Genomic DNA, 18,761 nt, shown 5'->3' with positions numbered 1-18,761 from the left:
GGGTGTTTGCGAGAAAAGTAAACTAAAAGTTGCAGTTGAACAATAGTGGAGACACAAAAAAGGCAGCTATTGAGTCTGCTGCCTTTTCTATAGCGTGATTTAGATGAGTTTAGCTTTGTAGCAGTTGTTGCTGGATGAAAGTCCATTGCTCGTTAAAGTGTTTGGTTGGCTTTAACTTAAATTCGCTGCGAACAAATTGCGCGATACGGCCTTCGGCAACAGCAAGTAGCAAGTTAGCTAGCACGGCTTCATCTAGATTGAAGGCTTTGCCTTCGCGTAGACTTTTCTCACGTAAAATTTGCTTTAGATGAGTTTCAATCTTGGCAAATAATTGGCTAATACGGCTGCGTAGGCGCTCGTTTTCGCCCAGTAGTGCATCACCGTTTAACACACGTGAAATCCCTGGGTTACGTTCGGCAAATACTAGCAATAGTTGCAGTAATTGCTGGCAGCGTTTCATGGTGTCTTTTTCTTCATCCATGATGAGATTGATACGCGATAATAGCGACTCTTCGATAAACTCGATAAGCCCTTCAAACATGCGTGCTTTGCTCGGAAAGTGGCGATATAGCGCCGCTTCAGATACGCCCACTTCTGCGGCTAATTTTGCTGTGGTGATCCTTTGTCCTGGACTAGTTTCTAGCATGGTCGCTAGGCATTGAAGAATATGCTCACGACGATTTATTTTTGGGCTTGCAGCCATTTATCTGTCCTTCACTCGATTACTACTGAGCGAGACGGCAAGGAAACGTTGCTCCGTGCTATCCATTTAAAATGATTACGCGATAGTCGCTAAAATCGGTTATTTGGTTCCTGAGTGGCCAAATCCACCTTGACCGCGATCTGACTGATTAAACTCATCGACGAGTTTAAATTCAGCCTGAACTACAGGTACAAAAACCAGCTGTGCGAGTCTGTCACCAATTTCGATTGTAAAAGGCTCTGTGCCACGGTTCCAGCAAGAAACCATTAGCGGTCCTTGGTAATCTGAATCGATTAGACCAACGAGGTTACCCAGTACAATACCGTGCTTATGGCCAAGGCCTGAACGCGGTAAAATAACTGCTGCCAAACTCGGGTCGGCAACGTGAATTGCAATCCCTGTTGGAATAAGTACTGTTTCGCCCGGTTGAATCGTTAGCTGGGTATCGGTAATAGCACGTAGGTCCATACCTGCACTACCGGTTGTTGCATAAGCTGGCAGCGGAAATTCAGTACCGATCCGTGAATCGAGGATTTTTAGTTCGATTGGTGTTTTCATCAGTTTTTTATTTTATTCGCGATTAAAGTAAGCAATTGCTTAGCTAATGTATCTTTATCTACAGCGGGTAAGTCGGTGCTACCATCGCTCCAAAACACGCTTAATGCATTCGTGTCGCTGTTAAAGCCAATATCGGTATTTGATACGTCGTTAGCGGCGATCATATCGAGCTTTTTACGGCTCAACTTACCGCGAGCATATTGCTCTACGTCATTGGTTTCAGCTGCAAATCCGACGGTAAATGGTCGGTGCGCATGGCTGGCAACGCTGGCTAAGATATCAGGATTTCGAACCAGCGCAAGTTGCATCTGCTCAGCTGATTTTTTAATTTTGCTTTCTGCGACTTCGGCAATGCGATAATCGGCTACTGCAGCGCAGCCAATAAAAATTTGGTGCTGTTCAACCTGTGGCATCACAGCATCTAGCATATCTTGAGCTGACTCAACGTTGATGCGTTTAACACCATTTGGCGTTGCGAGGTTCACAGGCCCGGCGACCAGAGTGACTTCTGCCCCCATTTCTGCGGCGGCTTTGGCCAAGGCAAAGCCCATTTTGCCTGAGCTGTGGTTCGAGATATAGCGCACAGGGTCAATTGCTTCACGAGTAGGGCCTGCGGTTAACAACAACGACATGCCTTGCAGCAGTTTAGGACCAAAAAAAGCTGCCGCTTTTTCGGCAATCGCGATAGGTTCAAGCATTCTACCTGGGCCAACTTCACCACAAGCCTGTGAGCCAGAATCTGGGCCCCAAATATGTATGCCACGCTCACTAACTTGCTTTAAGTTGGCTTGAGTCGCTGCATTGCGGTACATCTGCTGGTTCATTGCTGGGCACAGCACGACAGGCGCTTCAGTTGCTAAACAGGTAGTCGTAATCAGTTCATCTGCCATGCCAGCGTTGACGCGGGCAATAAGATTAGCGGTAGCTGGAGCGATAATGACTAAGTCGGCCCAGCGAGCAAGCTCGATATGGCCCATCGACGCTTCGGCCGTTGGATCAAGTAGGTCTGTGGCAACTGGATAGCCAGATAGTGCTTGTAGAGTGAGTGGCGTAATAAATTCTTGCGCACTTTGACTCATCACAACGCGTACATCGGCGCCGCGCTCTTTTAATTTACGCACTAAATCAGCAGATTTATAAGCGGCAATGCCGCCACCAATTCCCAAAAGTACTTTTTTGTTAGTGAGACCCATACTTAAACTCTATGTTGATAATCACGTTGCTAGCAAACAACAGGTTGCACAGCAGAAGTTGGCCTAAGATATCACAAACCATTTAATGGTGATGAACAACTTAAGAAAATCTAGACCATACTCAAAACAACAAGGAGGTTGTGATGGCAATTAAGGATTGGCCGGAAGGTGAAGCGCCGCGAGAAAAATTATTGAGTCGGGGTGTAAAACAATTATCTGACGCAGAATTATTGGCTGTGTTGCTTAGAGTGGGTTTAAAAGGCTTAAGTGCTGTTGAGCTGGCAAAGGTCATGATTAATGAGTTTGGTGGCCTCAGAAGCTTGTTTAGCGCGTCTCAAAGGCAAGTTTGTCGGCTAGATGGAATTGGCCCGGTAAAATTTGCGCAAATGCAGGCTGCAGTGGAATTAGGCGCAAGAATTTCGAGAGAAAACCTACAAAGAGGAAAAATTTTATCTGATCCTGATTTAACTCGGGACTATTTAATGAGACAATTGTCTGATCGTGCCTATGAAGTGTTCGCTATTTTACTATTAGATAGTCAACATAGAGTGATTCAATTCGTTGAATTATTTAGAGGTACTATAAATTCAGCGTCAGTTTATCCACGTGAAGTGGTGAGCTTGGTGCTTGAAAAAAAGGCTGCGGCTGTGATCGTGTGTCACAATCATCCATCTGGAATTGCAGAACCAAGTTCAGCCGATAGACGAATTACTGAGCGATTGAAACAAGCCCTACAAACTATTGATGTTTCCTTACTGGATCACATGGTTGTGGGTGATCGAGAGATAGTTTCTTTCGCTGAAAGGGGATGGATTGATTAATCTATTCCTTGATCTTTGATTTTAGATCCTGTATAAAATGCGCCCTCTGTTGTGTGCCTCAGGCGACGGCCGTGTTCGAGGTGCATTAATGCTCGAGCGTTAAATATTGTTTTGGAGAGATTGACATGTCAAGAGTATGCCAAGTAACTGGCAAGCGACCAATGGTTGGTAACAACCGTTCGCACGCGAAGAATGCTACGCGTCGTCGTTTTTTACCTAACCTACAGAACCACCGTTTCTGGTTAGAAGACGAGAAGCGTTTCGTACAGCTACGTGTATCTACTAAAGGTATGCGTATCATCGATAAGAAAGGTATTGAAGTTGTTATTGCTGAACTTCGTGCCCGCGGCGAGAAGGTGTAATAGACCATGGCTAAAGCTAAAGGTAATCGTGAGAAGATCAAGCTAGTTTCTAGCGCTAACACTGGTCACTTCTACACGACTGAAAAAAACAAACGTAACATGCCTGAAAAAATGGAAATCAAGAAATTTGATCCAGTAGTACGTCAGCACGTTATGTACAAAGAAGCTAAAATCAAGTAATTACTTGTTTAAGCATCTTGGAAAAAGCCTCTATTTATAGAGGCTTTTTTTTGCTTGATTTTTAGTCAAATTACTAATCTGCCTTTCAACTTATACTAATTTGTATTAGCTATTCTGTTTGCTTCAATATCGTTAAATGCTCGTCGAGCAGTCCATTGTTTATCCTCAACGATATTTTCACCTGCATCTTAAATTATTTTGCATATATACCGTAACAAAGCCACTTTAGGTTCGTTATTTATTTAATGACTAACAGCCTTGAATGATATGTTTACTCTGATATTAAATTATTTTGTTTAGATTTATGCTGAATTTTTGTGGAGTAAAATAAATCGCTGAAATGAAAATAAATGCTTTTTAATTGAATTTAAATTCAGTAGTATTTGGGGCTTACTGGATCGCCAGATCCAAATGAGTCTCTAATTATTGTTAAGGTGATTTTAGCGTGCGCACAACTGAACTTGTTGATGGATTTCGTCATTCTGCCTCCTATGTTAATGCCCACAGGGGCAAAACCTTTGTCGTTATGTTGGGCGGTGAAGCACTAGCGCAACAGCAGTTTCGCGCCATCATCAACGATATTGCACTGCTGCATAGCCTTGGGATTAAAATTGTTCTGGTGCACGGTGCTAGGCCACAAATTGACGAAGCCTTAACTCAACACAGTTTGCCAGCCGAATATTACAATGGTGTGAGGATCACTGAAGAAGAGTCGTTGAAAGTGATTAAGCAAGTTGTGGGCGCTTTACATCTTGATATCACTGCGCGTTTATCGATGAGTCTCAGTAATACGCCGATGCAAGGAACTCAGATTAATGTGGTTAGCGGCAACTTTGTTATCGCGCAGCCACTCGGGGTCGAAGATGGCGTTGATTATTGTTTAAGTGGCAAGGTACGTCGGGTTGATAGCCAAGGGCTCAAGCGTCAGTTAGATAGCGGCGGTATAGTGTTATTAGGGCCTGTGGCTGCATCAGTGACTGGTGAGTGCTTTAACTTAACCGCAGAAGAAGTTGCCACCCAAATAGCCGTTAAGCTTAAAGCTGACAAGATGATTGGCTTTAGTTCGCAAAAAGGTATTTTGGATGAGACTGGCCAAGTTATTGCTGAGCTTATGCCGACTGATGCGCAAAATATTCTAAATAACTTACCGGAGTTATCACCACTTTGTGTTGGTACTAAGGCCTTCTTACAGGCAAGTATTGATGCCTGCCGCAATGGAGTGAGTCGTTGTCACTTTGTCAGTTATCTTGATGATGGCGCTTTACTGCAAGAGCTGTTCTCTCGTGATGGTATTGGTACTCAAATCGTAACTGAAAGCGCAGAGCGTTTACGCCGTGCATCCATTCGCGATATTGGTGGTATTTTAGATTTAATCCGTCCATTAGAGCAAAAAGGTATTTTGGTCAGACGTTCTCGCGAGCAGCTTGAGATGGAGATTGAGCAGTTTATGCTTATTGAACGCGATAGCTTAGTGATAGGTTGCGCCGCTTTTTATCCTTTTGAAGAAGATAACGCCGGCGAGTTTGCTTGTTTAGTGGTGCATCCTGAATACCGCGATGCAGACAGGGGCAGCTTGCTACTGCAAAACATTATTGGTCAGGCTCGTGTGCGCGGTTATACCCGTTTATTTGCCTTAACAACCCGCAGTATTCATTGGTTCCTAGAGCATGGCTTTAACATGGTTGAGGTCGATGAGTTACCAGAAAAGAAAAAGCAGCTGTACAACTATCAACGTAAATCTAAGATCTTAGCTTTAGATTTATAGCTTTAGATTTAACGTGGCTTGTTGACATAATATGCCTTAATGCAACAATAGCCGTTAATTTTCAGCATTAAAGGCGCTGCTATGACTCAGGTTTATCAGCTTGCTCCTCTGACTTCTACAGGGCATTGGAGCTTTATCGTTTTACTCGCCATTCTTATTGGCTTAGGCGTTTTCATTTATTTAAAGAACATGCCTAAAGTGAGTAAAGCGGTTGCAATAGGTGTGTTATTGCCTATGGTGCTGGCGTTTAGCTGGATGTTTTATAAGGTAAATGATGCCGAGCTGATTATCAGCGGCGACACTGTAACTTTAGACGTGCCATTTTATGGCTTTAGTTTGCCACGAAATGAAGTGAATTTGGCTAAGGTGGAGCGAGTGGATTGGAATGAGACGCCTGAGCTTAAACCCGATCTAAGAGCTAATGGAGTGGGTATGCCTGGCTTTCAGTTAGGTTGGTTTAGGCTCGCCAATGAGCAAAAGGCATTTGTGGCAACCACAAGTACTGACAACATAGTGTTGCTGCCAACCACACGTAATTATCCGTTGATTTTGAGTTTAGAAAATCCAGAGCAAATAGTTGGCAATTAGTTTGAATTGGTAATAAAAAAGCGAACCATCTGGTTCGCTTTTTAGTTATATCAAGCTTTTACTTCTTAGCTTTACGCTTATACAGCATATCTAAAGTAAAGAGCACTAGCGCCGCCCAAATAAACGCAAAGGTGATACCTTTTTCTGCGTCAAATGGCTCGTTAAATAAGGCGACTGCCAAGATGAACATAATACTTGGGCCGATATATTGGAAGAAACCCAGCATCGAAAACGGAATGCGTACCGCGGCAGATGCAAAGCACAACAGCGGCACAGTAGTAATGATACCGGCAGCCACCAACAGCAAGTTATGGTGCAGATCGTTAGCCAATAAGTGAGTTAATGAGTCACCTGTGTTGCTAAACAGGTAAACCAACGCAACTGGCAATAAAATTGCTGTTTCCACTAATAGGCCTGTTTTGGCGTCAACATTGACCTTTTTACGCAGCAAACCGTAAAAAGCGAATGAACAAGCAAGACCTAGCGACACTAATGGGATTGAGCCAAATGAGATCAGCTGGATCATCACGCCAGTAGCTGCCAGCGCTACTGCTGCCCATTGCAGCTTACGTAGGCGCTCGCCTAGAAATATCATTGCCAAACTTACGTTCACCAAAGGGTTAATAAAATAACCTAAGCTGGCATCTAGCATGTGATCGTTATTCACTGCCCAAATAAACAGTAACCAGTTACCTGCAATAAGTACTGAAGTCAGGCATAAAACAGCAAGTTGTTTTGGCTGCTTGAGTAAGTGGCGTAGGCGCGCAAAGCCACCAAATAGGGCGATTAGTATAGTGACAAACACGAATGACCAAATCACTCGGTGTAGCAAGATCTCTGCTGCTGGTACGTTTTCTAGCAGTTTGAAATAAAGTGGGGCAAATCCCCAAAGGGTATAGGCGCAAACGGCATAGACTATGCCTTTACGGTATTCAATTTCTTGCATCGGAATTGTGCTAAATAGGAAAGTAGGCGCAGATTGTAGTCGTGCAGCGAGTGAGACTCAAGCCGGACCAGCGCATTAGTTAGCGCCGTGGCTGTTATTTGAAAGTGACACTAAGGCAACTTTTACTGCCACTATCTTGGTGAAAAATAGCGTAGTCGTTGGCTTATCTAGCCAACCATATAAGTGCCTGTACCAAAAGCAATATGATCACCTTTTTCGTTATGTAGCTCCATGCGCGACACAGATACTCGGTTGCCGGCTCGGATCACGGTTCCTGTGCCTGTAAATATTTCGCCACGCCCAGGCCTTAAATAATCGATTCTGAGATCTATCGTACCTAAGGTTTTTATTCGCTGTTCTAGCTCCTCTAAGGTCCAGTCGTCACGGCTGGCAACAAGCCCTGAAAACGCAGTGAGGCCACCAACAACATCAAGCACGGTTGCCGTTACGCCACCATGGAGGATTTGTTGATGGATATTACCTATGAGCTCCGGTTTCATCTTTACTTCTATCTCAACGCCTTGCATATCGTAACGCTTGATATCCATGCCCAGTAAATTATGAAATGGTACATGTTGGTCAAAAATCTCTGCCACTCTGCGCAGTGTTTCTTGTTGAATGTGCTGACTCATTTGACGTCCCTATGTTGGTTAGCATCTTATTAGAGTATTTAATCTATCGCTAATGGATAGCGCCATGCAAGCTTAAAATTTAGCCACTAGCAATAATCGATAGCGACAACAGCGTCAGCCTCAATTAGAATAGTCGGCCTTATTTTTAACACAGGTTCACTATGGATCAGGCGGCGCTCGAGACTCCAGTCGATCAGTTATCTTCTACCCTGCAGTCGGTATTTGGTTACCGTACCTTTAGAGAAGGACAGCGTGAGGTTATTGAGCAGATCTGCGCGGGACAAGATTGCCTGGTGATCATGCCCACTGGCGGTGGTAAAAGCCTGTGTTATCAACTACCAGCTTTAGTATTGCCCGGTCTTACTGTGGTGGTCTCACCTTTGATCTCTCTGATGAAAGATCAAGTTGATAGTCTTATTCAAACTGGTGTGTCTGCCGCTTACTTAAACTCGTCGCAACCGCGAGAAGAAAGCCTGCAAGTGCTACAAAAGATGCGTTATGGTGAACTAAAGCTATTGTATGTGTCGCCCGAGCGTTTGCTGCAAGCAAGCTTTATCGACCGTTTGCATGAGCTTAATGTTTCTTTATTTGCAATTGATGAAGCGCACTGTATCTCACAGTGGGGTCATGACTTTAGACCTGAATATGCCGCGTTAGGTCAGTTGCGTCAGCAGTTCCCTTATGTGCCGATTATGGCGCTAACCGCAACGGCTGACAAAGCCACTCGTGCTGATATTTGCGAGCGGTTAACCATTACGCCGCATTCACTGTTAACTAGCTTTGATAGACCCAATATTCGCTACACCGTGGCTGAAAAGCTTAATGCTGCTAATCAGTTACGGCAGTTTATTGCTGCGCAAAATGGCACTAGTGGTATCGTGTATTGCAGTAGCCGTCGCCGCGTGGATGAGGTTGCTGAACGCTTGCGTTTGCAAGGCCATCAAGCTGAAGCGTACCATGCGGGTAAAACCCAAGAAGAGCGCGCCGATGTTCAAGACAGGTTCTTAAAAGATCAGCTTGATATCGTAGTCGCTACTGTGGCGTTTGGTATGGGAATTAATAAGTCCAACGTACGTTATGTGGTGCACTACGACATTCCAAAGAGTGTTGAAGCTTATTATCAAGAGACGGGCCGTGCAGGACGTGACGGTTTAGACTCTGAAGCCCTGATGCTATTTGATCCCGCTGATATTGGTCGAGTGCGTCACCTTATCGAGCAGTCTGAGCCGGGCCCGCAGCAGCAGGTTGAGTTTCATAAGCTCAATACCATGGCGGCCTTTGCCGAGGCGCAAACCTGTCGTCGCCAAGTATTGCTGCATTATTTTGACGAGCCAGCCAACCAAGCATGTGGTAACTGTGATATTTGCTTAGATCCACCAAAGAAATATAACGGTATTCAAGACGCACAAAAGGTACTGTCTTGCATCTACCGTATTGGTCAGCGCTTTGGTATCAATCATTTGATTGAAGTGCTGCGTGGTTCAAAGTCAGCCAGCGTTATTGAGCGTGGCCATGACAAGTTATCCACTTGGGGCATAGGTAAAGAGAAAAGCCACGAGCATTGGTTAAGTGTTATTCGTCAATTAATCCATTTAGGCTTAGCTAATCAAGATATTACTCGTGGATCTTCTGTTACGCTTAATCCGTCTGCACGTGCGGTGCTTAAAGGTGAAGTTGAGTTGTTACTGGCAGAACCTAGAATAGTGATTCAAACCACTAAGCGCCGCAGTACTAACCCGCGGGCACCACTAAATTACGACCGTAAGCTATTTGCGCGGCTTAAGTTGCTGCGTCGCACGCTTGCTGAAGAGTTGGATGTGCCACCATACTTGGTGTTTAACGATGCCACTCTTGCTGAAATGGCGGCAATATTGCCAACTAGTCCAGGTGAAATGCTAGCAGTAAACGGTGTGGGTGAGCGCAAGCTTGAACGCTTTGGTGGCGAGTTCCTCGATGAAATCGCTGATTATCTTGCGCAAGGCTAATTGCTGCTTTCATGGCTTGAGCTAATTGGTTTAGCTCTTCTCAGCTGGCTCACATTTGCGCGCTTTATCATTGACTGCAAATTATCAAATTGCTGCATACAAGCAAGGCCAATATTGACCTTGCTATCGTTTTGCCACAGCGCGACCGTTTCAGACAACTGCTTAATAACGTTGACAGCCCCTGACTCAGAGGTATGTGGCAACATAATTAATAACTGCTGCTCTGACTGTAAAAACAGTAAATCTTGTTCTCTTAACTTCGTTTTTAATTGCTCAATCATAATGGGCATATCGCTAGCTTGTATTTCACTAGGATTCAGTACTAGCAGCGACAGTTGATAATTGGCATGCTTACTAATTGCCAGCATATCTTCTAACCTTTGCTTGCCAGTGGCATTGGGTTTGATTGGAGCTGGTTCTTTGTTCGTAGCGTGTTTGTTCGGCGTTTGTCTGTGATACCAAGCGATAAAAATAATTAAGCTAAACAAGATAAACAAGATTGGAATAAACGGGCTAGGGATCAACTGGCTCGGCATGATTGCGGCGTTATTGGTTAGCTGCTCACTTGAAACTTGTTGTTGCCTACTTAAATCCGACTTCAAGTGCGACAACCAAATGTTTTGCACAAATGATGTGTTATTTTCCGCAGCTTGAAATTGCTTTAGTTGGTACTCATAGGCTAGTTCAAAGTTTTTCTTCGCTGCAAAGTACTCGGCCAGTATTGCATAGCTTAACTTTAAATCTGTGTAGCGCTTTTGTTCTTTTGCGATAGCAATCGCTTGTTCTAACTTTTCAAGTCCTAAATCTTGTTGTCCTTGGGCCAGCTTTACTTGGCCAAGTAGGCGCAATGCGCTCATCATCTCTCGTGTATTCGATTGCTTCTTAAAAGTATTCAAACTTAAATGCAATAGCTGTTCAGCACTGCTGTATTTACCGCTAGCAAAGTCAATAAACGCTATCTCTTTATAAGCTATTGCTAGCTCAGTAGGGGTACCTAGCTCGGCTAATTTACTTCTCGCCTGCTGAATATAATCATCTCTTAGCTTGGGTTGTTGGTTTAACTGCGCCAAATTAGCGGCATCAATCAATAAGCTTAATGCCACTTTACCCTCGCTATCTGGGTGTTTTAATGCTTTGTTTAGGTAGGTAAATGCTTCTTGCTGCTCACCCTCTTCTAGGAGCTGTTTGGCCATCGAGATCTTTAGGTAGGCAATCGGAGTTAATAGCCATTGTCTTGTCTGGCTGGCTACTAAGGGGTAAAGGTCAAGCGCCAGTCGAAGATCTTCAATTGCGGTGTTATTACGCAACACATCTGCATCGAGCTGACTTCTTAGCCATAACCCATTAATCAATGCTTGAGGTTGCTCTAAGGAGCGCGATAACGAAATTGATGAGTGTATTAGCGGTAAAGCGCGTTGGTAGTTACCAAAATTGACATAGGCTTGAGCCATGCAATTTAGGAAGTAAGGTCTGGCTTCATCAACTTGTAACTGTTTGGCTTTAGCCTCGTTCAGTCTGGCTAAATTGATTGCAGCGGCATTTTCACCAAGTTGTAAATAGGTTTCACACTTCAGGGCATTTAGTCGCAGTTGCAGCACCCTAGGATTGGCATGGCCTTTGATGTTTTTTTCGATAAGGTGGATGTTATTAAGCGCTTTGCTGGGGTATTGGAAAGTGGCGCTATTTAATTGATCAAATTGCTCTAGCGTTAACGAATGGGCAGGCGAAAGCCACAGTAAAAAACTGGCGACTATAAGACGAAAATCCATTTTAAAACGCTCCAGAGGAGGATCCTTATCCGCTATCTTTCGAACTAAAGCCGCATTATAGCGAATCTAAATAAAATATGCATAAAAAAGCTAGGGGCGCGAGAATATTGCGGCAGGTTAATGATTTGTACGAGTTGAAACAATATTAAATCGCTAATGATTTAATTTGCGCTATAAAATATCTTTATTTTGCTTTTTTTGAGCGATAATCCACCTGAAAATAACTGAGGTAAGCGAATTCATGGTTGACACTGATGCCCGGGCAAGTTAAAAATTAACCGTCCTCACAGTGTTGTGTGGAATAATTATTTACTTAGGTTGAATAAAAAGTGATGAAATGTAGCTATGCATTATTAGGACTCCTTATTCTCATTCTCGCAGAACCTGCGCGGAGGACTTAGTGCTATACGCTTTTAAACAGCCAGCATAAATAGACCCCGCAACCAACGCGGGGTTTTTTGTATCTAAATTGCCCAATAGCAACGTGAACGCATAACTGAACAATGATGTTCGATGGAGAAAATAGATGTCTAACCGAGTGATTATATTTGACACCACCTTACGTGATGGTGAGCAAGCATTAGCAGCAAGTTTAACGGTTAAAGAAAAACTTCAAATTGCACTCGCGCTAGAGCGTTTAGGTGTAGATGTAATGGAAGTGGGTTTTCCTGTGTCGTCTCCAGGAGATTTTGAGTCAGTACAAACTATTGCTCGCACGATTAAAAATAGCCGCGTTTGTGCTTTATCCCGTGCACTTGAAAAAGATATTGATGCTGCAGCGCAAGCTATGTCAGTAGCGGATCAGTTCCGTATCCATACTTTTATTTCAACTTCAACCATTCACGTTGAAAGTAAGCTAAAGCGTTCATTCGACCAAGTATTGGAAATGGCTGTTGGTGCGGTGAAATACGCTCGTCGATTTACCGATGATGTGGAGTTTTCTTGTGAAGATGCGGGTCGTACACCGATTGATAACCTTTGCCGTATGGTAGAAGAGGCGATCAAAGCGGGCGCGCGCACTATTAATATTCCTGACACTGTGGGTTACACAGTACCAAGTGAATTTGGCGGCATTATTCAAACTTTGTTTAACCGTGTGCCGAATATAGATCAAGCAGTGATCTCGGTTCACTGTCATGACGACTTGGGCTTATCGGTCGCTAACTCTATTACCGCAGTGCAACATGGTGCACGACAAATTGAATGTACCGTTAATGGTATTGGTGAGCGTGCGGGTAACTGTTCACTTGAAGAAATTGCGATGATCTTATCGACACGCAAAGGGGAGTTAGGGTTAGAAACAGGCATTAACGCTAAAGAGATCCACCGTACCTCTAGTTTGGTGAGCCAGCTTTGTAATATGCCAGTACAAGCCAACAAGGCGATTGTCGGTGCTAACGCCTTTACTCATTCCTCCGGTATTCATCAAGACGGCATGTTAAAGGCGCAAAATACATACGAAATTATGACGCCAGAAAGCATTGGCCTTAATCGTAATAACCTGAATATGACTTCTCGTTCAGGTCGTCATGTGATTAAGCACCGCATGACGGAATTAGGTTATGGCGAGCATGATTATGATATGGATATCTTGTACGAAGAGTTTTTGGCGTTAGCGGACAAAAAAGGCCAAGTATTTGATTACGACTTAGAAGCCCTTGCCTTTATGGAGGCGCAAGCTGAAGCCGATGATCATTATAAATTACAGCAATTAGTTGTGCATTCAGACTCAACAGAAGGCAGCGCAACTGCCACGGTGAAAGTCGCGATAAATGGCGATGTTGTTACTGAAGCTGCTACGGGCAACGGCCCTGTCGATGCCGCTTATAAAGCGGTTGCGCGGGCAACAGGTTGTGAAATCAATATCACTAGTTATCAATTGAGCGCTAAGGGTGAAGGGCAAAATGCATTAGGCCAAGTGGATATTACAGCTAAATACCGTGAGCAGAATTTTCATGGTTTAGGGCTAGCGACCGATGTTGTAGAAGCCTCGGCTAAGGCGCTTATTCATGTGATGAATCTGACTTGGCGCGCCGACATGGTTGCCGATTGCAAAGAGCGCATTCAACAAACTAAGCAAGCACTTGGCAGTGTGTAACGAATCCACAATTAAATGACAGAATTTAAGTTTAAAAATACAGGAGTTAGCTGAAGTATGAGTTATCAGATTGCAGTACTGGCTGGAGATGGTATTGGGCCGGAAGTGATGGCTGAAGCGCGCAAAGTGCTTAAAGCAACCGAAGAGCGATTCGCTTTGTCGATAGAGTATAGCGAATATGATGTGGGCGGCGCAGCGATTGATATTCATGGCTGCCCGTTACCAGAAGCAACATTGAAAGGTTGTGAAGCATCAGACGCGATTTTGTTTGGTTCTGTAGGCGGACCTAAATGGGAGCATTTAGCGCCAAACGATCAGCCTGAGCGCGGGGCACTACTGCCACTTAGAGGTCATTTCGAGCTGTTCTGTAATATGCGTCCGGCAAAATTGCATGCTGGGCTTGAACATATGTCGCCACTGCGTAGCGATATCTCATCTCGAGGTTTTGATGTGCTTTGTGTGCGAGAGCTAACCAGCGGTATTTACTTTGGCAAGCCGAAGGGGCGTCAAGGTGAGGGCGAAAATGAAGAAGCCTTTGACACTATGCGCTATAGCCGCAAAGAGATCAGCCGTATTGCTAAGATAGCTTTTGAAACTGCGCAAGGCCGCCGTAAAAAGGTTACCTCAGTTGATAAAGCAAATGTATTAGCTTGTTCTGTGCTTTGGCGTGAAGTGGTTGAAGACGTCGCTAAAGACTTCCCTGATGTTGAGCTTGAACATATCTATATCGATAACGCGACTATGCAGTTGCTACGCCGCCCTGATGAATTTGACGTCATGCTGTGCTCTAACTTATTTGGTGACATTATTTCAGATGAAATTGCCATGCTAACGGGCTCAATGGGTTTATTGTCTTCGATTAGTATGAATAGCTCAGGCTTTGGTTTATACGAGCCTGCAGGCGGTAGTGCGCCAGATATTGCTGGGCAAGGTATTGCCAACCCGGTGGCGCAAATCTTGTCGGCAGCCCTTTTATTACGCCATAGCCTAAAGCAGGAAGAAGCGGCAACTGCCATTGAGGCGGCTGTGGGTAAAGCTTTGAGCGATGGTTACCTAACTGGCGAATTACTTGCCAGTGATCAGCGCCATAACGCTAAATCAACCAGTGAAATGGGTGATTACATTGCGCAACTAATCCGTGAGGGAGCTTAAGTCATGGCTAAGACGTTGTATGAAAAAGTCTGGGACAGCCATGTAGTTGTGGCACCAGAAGGCGAAGCACCAATCATTTATGTAGACAGGCATTTAGTGCATGAGGTGACTTCACCGCAAGCTTTTAGTGGTTTAGAAGTTGCTGGGCGCAGATTGCGCGCGGCAGGAAAGACCTTTGCCACCATGGATCACAATACTTCAACCACCAGTGCGAGCTTAGAAGCACTAAGCCCTATGGCACGCACTCAGGTAGAAACCCTTGAGCGTAACTGTAAAGAGTTTGGTGTGCGCCTATATGATATTCATCATAAAAACCAGGGGATTGTGCATGTAATGGGCCCTGAGCTTGGCATCACTTTGCCGGGTACGGTTATTGTTTGTGGCGACTCACACACTGCGACACACGGTGCATTTGGCGCTTTAGCGTTTGGTATCGGTACTTCTGAGGTTGAGCATGTTATGGCGACGCAGACTTTGCGTCAATTAAAAGCTAAAACTATGAAAATTGAGGTACGCGGTCATGTTGCTAGCGGAATAACGGCTAAAGATATTGTGCTAGCCATTATCGGTAAGATCGGTATGGACGGCGGTACAGGTTATGTTGTTGAGTTTTGTGGTGAGGCGATTGAAGCGCTGACGATGGAAGGCCGTATGACCGTCTGCAATATGGCTATCGAAATGGGTGCAAAAGCGGGCATGATTGCCCCAGATGCTACCACGGCTGAATACTTGAAAGGTCGCGAATTTGCGCCCAAAGGTGCGAACTGGGAGCAAGCGTTAGCAGCTTGGCAGGAGCTTAAAACAGATGCTGATGCCGTATTTGATGCATCAGTAGTGTTAGATGCTAAAGATATTGCGCCGCAGCTAACATGGGGGACCAACCCTGGGCAAGTGGTTGCGATTGACCAATTGGTACCTAATCCAGCTGATGAAACTAACTCTACAGTTAAAACCAGCATTGAAAGCGCGCTGCAATATGTTGACCTTACTGCAGGCACCTTGATGACAGACGTTAGCATTAATAAGGTGTTTATTGGTTCTTGTACTAATTCACGTATTGAAGATCTGCGCGCTGCAGCGGTACATGCGAAAGGGCGTAAAGTTGCTGCTGGCGTTAAGGCGATTGTAGTACCGGGCTCTGGCTTAGTTAAAGAGCAAGCAGAAGCTGAAGGGCTAGACAAAATCTTTTTGGAGGCAGGCTTTGAATGGCGCTTACCCGGCTGTTCAATGTGCTTAGCGATGAATGATGACAAGTTGGAAGCTGGCGACCGCTGTGCATCGACAAGTAACCGTAACTTTGAAGGTCGACAAGGCCGTGGTAGCCGCACTCATCTAGTGAGTCCAGCTATGGCCGCAGCCGCTGCGGTTGCGGGTCACTTCGTTGATATTCGTAAGCCTTATTAGGAGTAATTAGATGCAACCATTTACTAAACATACAGGGCTGGCGGTTATTTTAGATAGTGCCAATGTCGATACCGATCAAATTATCCCTAAACAGTTTCTATCTAAAGTGACGCGTGATGGGTTTGGTGTGCACCTTTTCCATGATTGGCGTTATTTAGATGATGCGGGCGATCAGCCTAACCCAAGTTTTAATCTGAATAAGCCACGCTATCAAGGTGCTTCGATTTTAGTGTCTCAAGAGAATTTCGGTTGTGGCTCTAGTCGAGAACATGCTCCTTGGGCACTGGCAGACTTCGGATTTAAGGTCATCATTGCGCCAAGCTTTGCAGATATCTTTTACGGTAACTCAATTAATAATGGCTTATTACCTGTCAAGCTTGCTGATGCTGAAGTTAAACTGCTTATGTTAGAAGTTGATACTAATGAGGGAGCTGAGATTGAAGTTGATTTGGAGTCGTTAACTGTGACCTCTCCTTCTGGTGCAGTATTTAACTTTGAGATTGCTGGATCAGCAAGGCATAACCTGTTGAATGGTTTAGATGCTATCGGGTTAACATTGTCACACGCCGATACAATTGCTAAATATGAGGCTCAAATCCCTGCGTGGAGAGCATGATTTAGCCTTGAACAGGTCTAAAATATAGCGTACACATGTACCGATGTCGGGTTTTTGATAAGCCGCTTAGAATTTCTCTAAGCGGCTTTTTGTTTTTAGGATGTTTTTGGTGTGGTTAATGCTCTGTATTTTATGGTTTTTTATTTCGACCTCTATAAGGGAGAACCTTTTGAATAAAATGGCTAGTGATTCATGCTGTAATTAACCAAATTAAAAGAGGTACAGGTGTTTTGTGCTTTTTGTGGGTTTAAGTGTATGTATTTGATTTGTTTTATCTGTTTGCTCTTGTGTTTGCCTAATGATTTCAGCGACGAAAGTATTGAGTTTGTACCTCGTATTTCGGTAGGTAAATGTGATCTTGTCCTGTTTTGAGCTGCTTTTAGTTAATTCATATAGTGTTTTATGCTGTTTTTGATAAAGTACTTGAAAAGATATTCTGCAATTGTAAAATCGCCGCCATTAAAAAATGGAGTTATTACTCTACTCCTCGTTAACATAATTGAGATTACAGATGAATAAGCGTTTAATTACTCTTGCTGTGAGTACAGCAATGTTGGGAGCTGCTACACAAGTTCAAGCAGCAGGTTTTCAATTAGCTGAATATTCGGCAACGGGTTTAGGCCGTGCCTACGCTGGTGAAGCGGCTATTGCCGATAACGCAGCAGTGCAGTTCCGTAATCCTGCTATGCTAACTTACCTAGAAGGTACGCAAGTATCTACTGGTGCAATTTTGGTTATGCCGAACATCGATGTTGATGGCAGCGTAAGCTTTGCTGGTCAAACAACACCATCATCAGCTAAAGATATTGCTGGTAATGCAGTTGTGCCTAACTTCTATGTATCTCACCAGCTAAACGACCAGTGGTTCCTTGGTTTAGCGTTAGGTAGCAACTTTGGTATGGCTACTGAATTGGACGATGACTTCCTAGGTACTCAGTTTGGTAATGAAGCGTCAATTACTGCAATTGAAATTAACCCAAACGTGGCTTACCGAATTAACGAGCAATTCAGTGTTGGTGCCGGTGTTCGCTTTATCCTAGGTGAAGGTAGTTTTGGTGCCCAAGCTCCTACTTCAGTAGGTCCATTACAAGGTAAAACCCTTAAGTATATGGAAGGCGATGATACTGCGTGGGGTTGGCAGTTAGGTGGTGCGTGGCAGATTAATGCCAATAACCGCATTGGTTTTAACTACCGCTCTGAAGTAGAACAAAACCTTGAAGGTGAAGCGAAAGGTTTAGGTTTTGACTTAGCAATGATCGCTCAAGGCAAAGCACCTTCTAGCCACTACGCTGGTGCTATGGAATTGGCATTACCAGCTACTGCCGAAATCTCAAGTTTCCATCAATTAACTGATAAGTTTGCTATGCACGCAAGCGTTAACTGGACTGATTGGAGCTCGTTCGAAAAGCTTGAAGCTATGATCCCAGAGATTTCAGCTGATCCTATCTTAGTTAAGCAAGAGAATTGGGAAGATAACTACCGCTTCGCAGTTGGTGCAACTTACCAGCTGTCAGACAAGTCTACTTTAAGAACTGGTGTGGCTTACGACCAAGCTGCAGTTTCTGATGCTAACCGTACAACTACAATTCCAGAAGTGGATCGCTTATGGTTAAGTGTTGGTTATGGCTATAAATATAGCGAAAGCCTAGATTTCGATTTTGGTGCAACTTACATTTTTGCTGATGAATCTCCAATCCATGAGCACGATGAGCAATCGGCTATGTTTGGCGGAACATTTGAAGGCCAGGTTAGCGGCAACATCATTCTAGTGGGTGTGCAAGCGACTTACCGTTTCTAATCGGTTAGTGCTAAGGGTAATACCCGATTGATTTTAAAGCCTCGCATTTGCGGGGCTTTTTTGTACAGGAAGTACTTATCCTCGAATGCCATGGATGGCATGGGAGAGGGTTTGTACAGTAAGTCACTCTCTTTACCATTAACCCTTGAGAGAGGATTTGTTGCTGTTATTAATAGCTATCGCGTTTAGGT

The 18,761-nt window shown here is 44.3% G+C and carries 17 protein-coding genes; 11 read left to right on the top strand and 6 right to left on the bottom strand.

The genetic code is table 11. The annotated features are described in order from the left end of the window. Positions 1 to 109: 109 nt before the first annotated feature. The 3 genes from slmA to coaBC form a co-directional block, all read right to left on the bottom strand. Positions 110 to 703: a nucleoid occlusion factor SlmA gene (gene slmA / locus L2740_RS05540; RefSeq protein WP_028769278.1), complete on the bottom strand. Its 594-nt coding sequence runs from the start codon at positions 701 to 703 to the stop codon at positions 110 to 112. 99 nt (positions 704 to 802) lie between these two features. Further along, entirely contained in the window at positions 803 to 1,261 is a 459-nt protein-coding gene (dut, locus tag L2740_RS05535; protein ID WP_248471864.1) for a dUTP diphosphatase, read from the bottom strand. Beyond that, positions 1,261 to 2,454 carry a bifunctional phosphopantothenoylcysteine decarboxylase/phosphopantothenate--cysteine ligase CoaBC gene (coaBC, locus tag L2740_RS05530; RefSeq protein ID WP_248949112.1) on the bottom strand — a complete coding sequence of 398 codons (1,194 nt, stop codon included), beginning with the start codon at positions 2,452 to 2,454 and terminating at the stop codon, positions 1,261 to 1,263. Before coaBC ends, dut begins: the two co-directional genes overlap by 1 nt. A 143-nt stretch (positions 2,455 to 2,597) precedes the next feature. Here coaBC and radC point away from each other — a divergent pair, with 143 nt between their 5' ends. From radC to L2740_RS05505, 5 genes are all read left to right on the top strand, one after another. After that, entirely contained in the window at positions 2,598 to 3,275 is a 678-nt protein-coding gene (gene radC, locus L2740_RS05525; RefSeq protein WP_248949111.1) for a RadC family protein, read from the top strand. A 125-nt stretch (positions 3,276 to 3,400) separates the two neighbouring features. Then, the gene (gene rpmB / locus L2740_RS05520) at positions 3,401 to 3,637 is read left to right on the top strand and encodes a 50S ribosomal protein L28 (protein ID WP_028773491.1); all 237 of its coding nucleotides are present in this window, start codon (positions 3,401 to 3,403) and stop codon (positions 3,635 to 3,637) included. Between the two features lie 6 nt (positions 3,638 to 3,643). After that, a complete protein-coding gene (gene rpmG, locus L2740_RS05515; RefSeq protein WP_012275560.1) occupies positions 3,644 to 3,817 on the top strand; it encodes a 50S ribosomal protein L33 in 174 nt (57 codons plus the stop codon). 445 nt (positions 3,818 to 4,262) lie between these two features. Further along, complete coding sequence (gene argA / locus L2740_RS05510) at positions 4,263 to 5,582, top strand: amino-acid N-acetyltransferase (RefSeq protein ID WP_248949110.1); 1,320 nt, start codon at positions 4,263 to 4,265, stop codon at positions 5,580 to 5,582. An 81-nt stretch (positions 5,583 to 5,663) separates the two neighbouring features. Next, positions 5,664 to 6,170 (top strand): PH domain-containing protein, encoded by a 507-nt coding sequence (locus tag L2740_RS05505; RefSeq protein ID WP_248949109.1) that lies wholly within the window; start codon positions 5,664 to 5,666, stop codon positions 6,168 to 6,170. A gap of 58 nt (positions 6,171 to 6,228) precedes the next feature. Here the strand turns inward: L2740_RS05505 and rarD are convergent, their stop codons facing one another. Beyond that, entirely contained in the window at positions 6,229 to 7,116 is an 888-nt protein-coding gene (gene rarD / locus L2740_RS05500; RefSeq protein WP_248949108.1) for an EamA family transporter RarD, read from the bottom strand. 167 nt (positions 7,117 to 7,283) lie between these two features. Then, the gene (locus tag L2740_RS05495; protein WP_248949107.1) at positions 7,284 to 7,748 is read right to left on the bottom strand and encodes a thioesterase family protein; all 465 of its coding nucleotides are present in this window, start codon (positions 7,746 to 7,748) and stop codon (positions 7,284 to 7,286) included. 161 nt (positions 7,749 to 7,909) lie between these two features. On the opposite strand from L2740_RS05495, the gene recQ reads away from it, so the two are divergent. Beyond that, positions 7,910 to 9,733 carry a DNA helicase RecQ gene (gene recQ / locus L2740_RS05490; RefSeq protein ID WP_248949106.1) on the top strand — a complete coding sequence of 608 codons (1,824 nt, stop codon included), beginning with the start codon at positions 7,910 to 7,912 and terminating at the stop codon, positions 9,731 to 9,733. On the opposite strand, the gene L2740_RS05485 is transcribed toward recQ, so the two are convergent. Continuing rightward, positions 9,730 to 11,502 (bottom strand): tetratricopeptide repeat protein, encoded by a 1,773-nt coding sequence (locus L2740_RS05485; protein WP_248949105.1) that lies wholly within the window; start codon positions 11,500 to 11,502, stop codon positions 9,730 to 9,732. The two genes, recQ and L2740_RS05485, sit on opposite strands and share 4 nt — an antisense overlap. A gap of 526 nt (positions 11,503 to 12,028) precedes the next feature. On the opposite strand from L2740_RS05485, the gene leuA reads away from it, so the two are divergent. The 5 genes from leuA (at position 12,029) to L2740_RS05460 (ending at position 18,570) form a co-directional block, all read left to right on the top strand. Continuing rightward, entirely contained in the window at positions 12,029 to 13,600 is a 1,572-nt protein-coding gene (gene leuA, locus L2740_RS05480) for a 2-isopropylmalate synthase (RefSeq protein ID WP_248949104.1), read from the top strand. 57 nt (positions 13,601 to 13,657) lie between these two features. Continuing rightward, positions 13,658 to 14,752 carry a 3-isopropylmalate dehydrogenase gene (leuB, locus tag L2740_RS05475; protein ID WP_248949103.1) on the top strand — a complete coding sequence of 365 codons (1,095 nt, stop codon included), beginning with the start codon at positions 13,658 to 13,660 and terminating at the stop codon, positions 14,750 to 14,752. Between the two features lie 3 nt (positions 14,753 to 14,755). Continuing rightward, a complete protein-coding gene (gene leuC / locus L2740_RS05470) occupies positions 14,756 to 16,156 on the top strand; it encodes a 3-isopropylmalate dehydratase large subunit (protein ID WP_248949102.1) in 1,401 nt (466 codons plus the stop codon). Positions 16,157 to 16,166: 10 nt separating this feature from the next. Beyond that, complete coding sequence (leuD, locus tag L2740_RS05465) at positions 16,167 to 16,772, top strand: 3-isopropylmalate dehydratase small subunit (RefSeq protein ID WP_248949101.1); 606 nt, start codon at positions 16,167 to 16,169, stop codon at positions 16,770 to 16,772. Between the two features lie 511 nt (positions 16,773 to 17,283). Next, the gene (locus L2740_RS05460; protein ID WP_248949100.1) at positions 17,284 to 18,570 is read left to right on the top strand and encodes an outer membrane protein transport protein; all 1,287 of its coding nucleotides are present in this window, start codon (positions 17,284 to 17,286) and stop codon (positions 18,568 to 18,570) included. Positions 18,571 to 18,761 lie beyond the last annotated feature (191 nt).

The organism is Shewanella pneumatophori (assembly GCF_023283895.1).
Taxonomy (GTDB): Bacteria; Pseudomonadota; Gammaproteobacteria; order Enterobacterales; family Shewanellaceae; genus Shewanella; species Shewanella pneumatophori.
This window is presented reverse-complemented; position numbering and strand designations above follow the sequence as displayed.

What these genes read in the sequence shown, in the direction of transcription:
- radC (WP_248949111.1), top strand. Translation starts at nt 2,598, where the DNA reads ATGGCAATTAAGGATTGGCCGGAAGGTGAAGCGCCGCGAGAAAAATTA.
- leuD (WP_248949101.1), top strand. Translation starts at nt 16,167, where the DNA reads ATGCAACCATTTACTAAACATACAGGGCTGGCGGTTATTTTAGATAGT.
- leuA (WP_248949104.1), top strand. Translation starts at nt 12,029, where the DNA reads ATGTCTAACCGAGTGATTATATTTGACACCACCTTACGTGATGGTGAG.
- leuB (WP_248949103.1), top strand. Translation starts at nt 13,658, where the DNA reads ATGAGTTATCAGATTGCAGTACTGGCTGGAGATGGTATTGGGCCGGAA.
- L2740_RS05495 (WP_248949107.1), bottom strand. Translation starts at nt 7,748, where the DNA reads ATGAGTCAGCACATTCAACAAGAAACACTGCGCAGAGTGGCAGAGATT.
- coaBC (WP_248949112.1), bottom strand. Translation starts at nt 2,454, where the DNA reads ATGGGTCTCACTAACAAAAAAGTACTTTTGGGAATTGGTGGCGGCATT.
- slmA (WP_028769278.1), bottom strand. Translation starts at nt 703, where the DNA reads ATGGCTGCAAGCCCAAAAATAAATCGTCGTGAGCATATTCTTCAATGC.
- rpmB (WP_028773491.1), top strand. Translation starts at nt 3,401, where the DNA reads ATGTCAAGAGTATGCCAAGTAACTGGCAAGCGACCAATGGTTGGTAAC.
- dut (WP_248471864.1), bottom strand. Translation starts at nt 1,261, where the DNA reads ATGAAAACACCAATCGAACTAAAAATCCTCGATTCACGGATCGGTACT.
- recQ (WP_248949106.1), top strand. Translation starts at nt 7,910, where the DNA reads ATGGATCAGGCGGCGCTCGAGACTCCAGTCGATCAGTTATCTTCTACC.
- L2740_RS05505 (WP_248949109.1), top strand. Translation starts at nt 5,664, where the DNA reads ATGACTCAGGTTTATCAGCTTGCTCCTCTGACTTCTACAGGGCATTGG.
- L2740_RS05485 (WP_248949105.1), bottom strand. Translation starts at nt 11,502, where the DNA reads ATGGATTTTCGTCTTATAGTCGCCAGTTTTTTACTGTGGCTTTCGCCT.
- L2740_RS05460 (WP_248949100.1), top strand. Translation starts at nt 17,284, where the DNA reads ATGAATAAGCGTTTAATTACTCTTGCTGTGAGTACAGCAATGTTGGGA.
- rpmG (WP_012275560.1), top strand. Translation starts at nt 3,644, where the DNA reads ATGGCTAAAGCTAAAGGTAATCGTGAGAAGATCAAGCTAGTTTCTAGC.
- rarD (WP_248949108.1), bottom strand. Translation starts at nt 7,116, where the DNA reads ATGCAAGAAATTGAATACCGTAAAGGCATAGTCTATGCCGTTTGCGCC.
- leuC (WP_248949102.1), top strand. Translation starts at nt 14,756, where the DNA reads ATGGCTAAGACGTTGTATGAAAAAGTCTGGGACAGCCATGTAGTTGTG.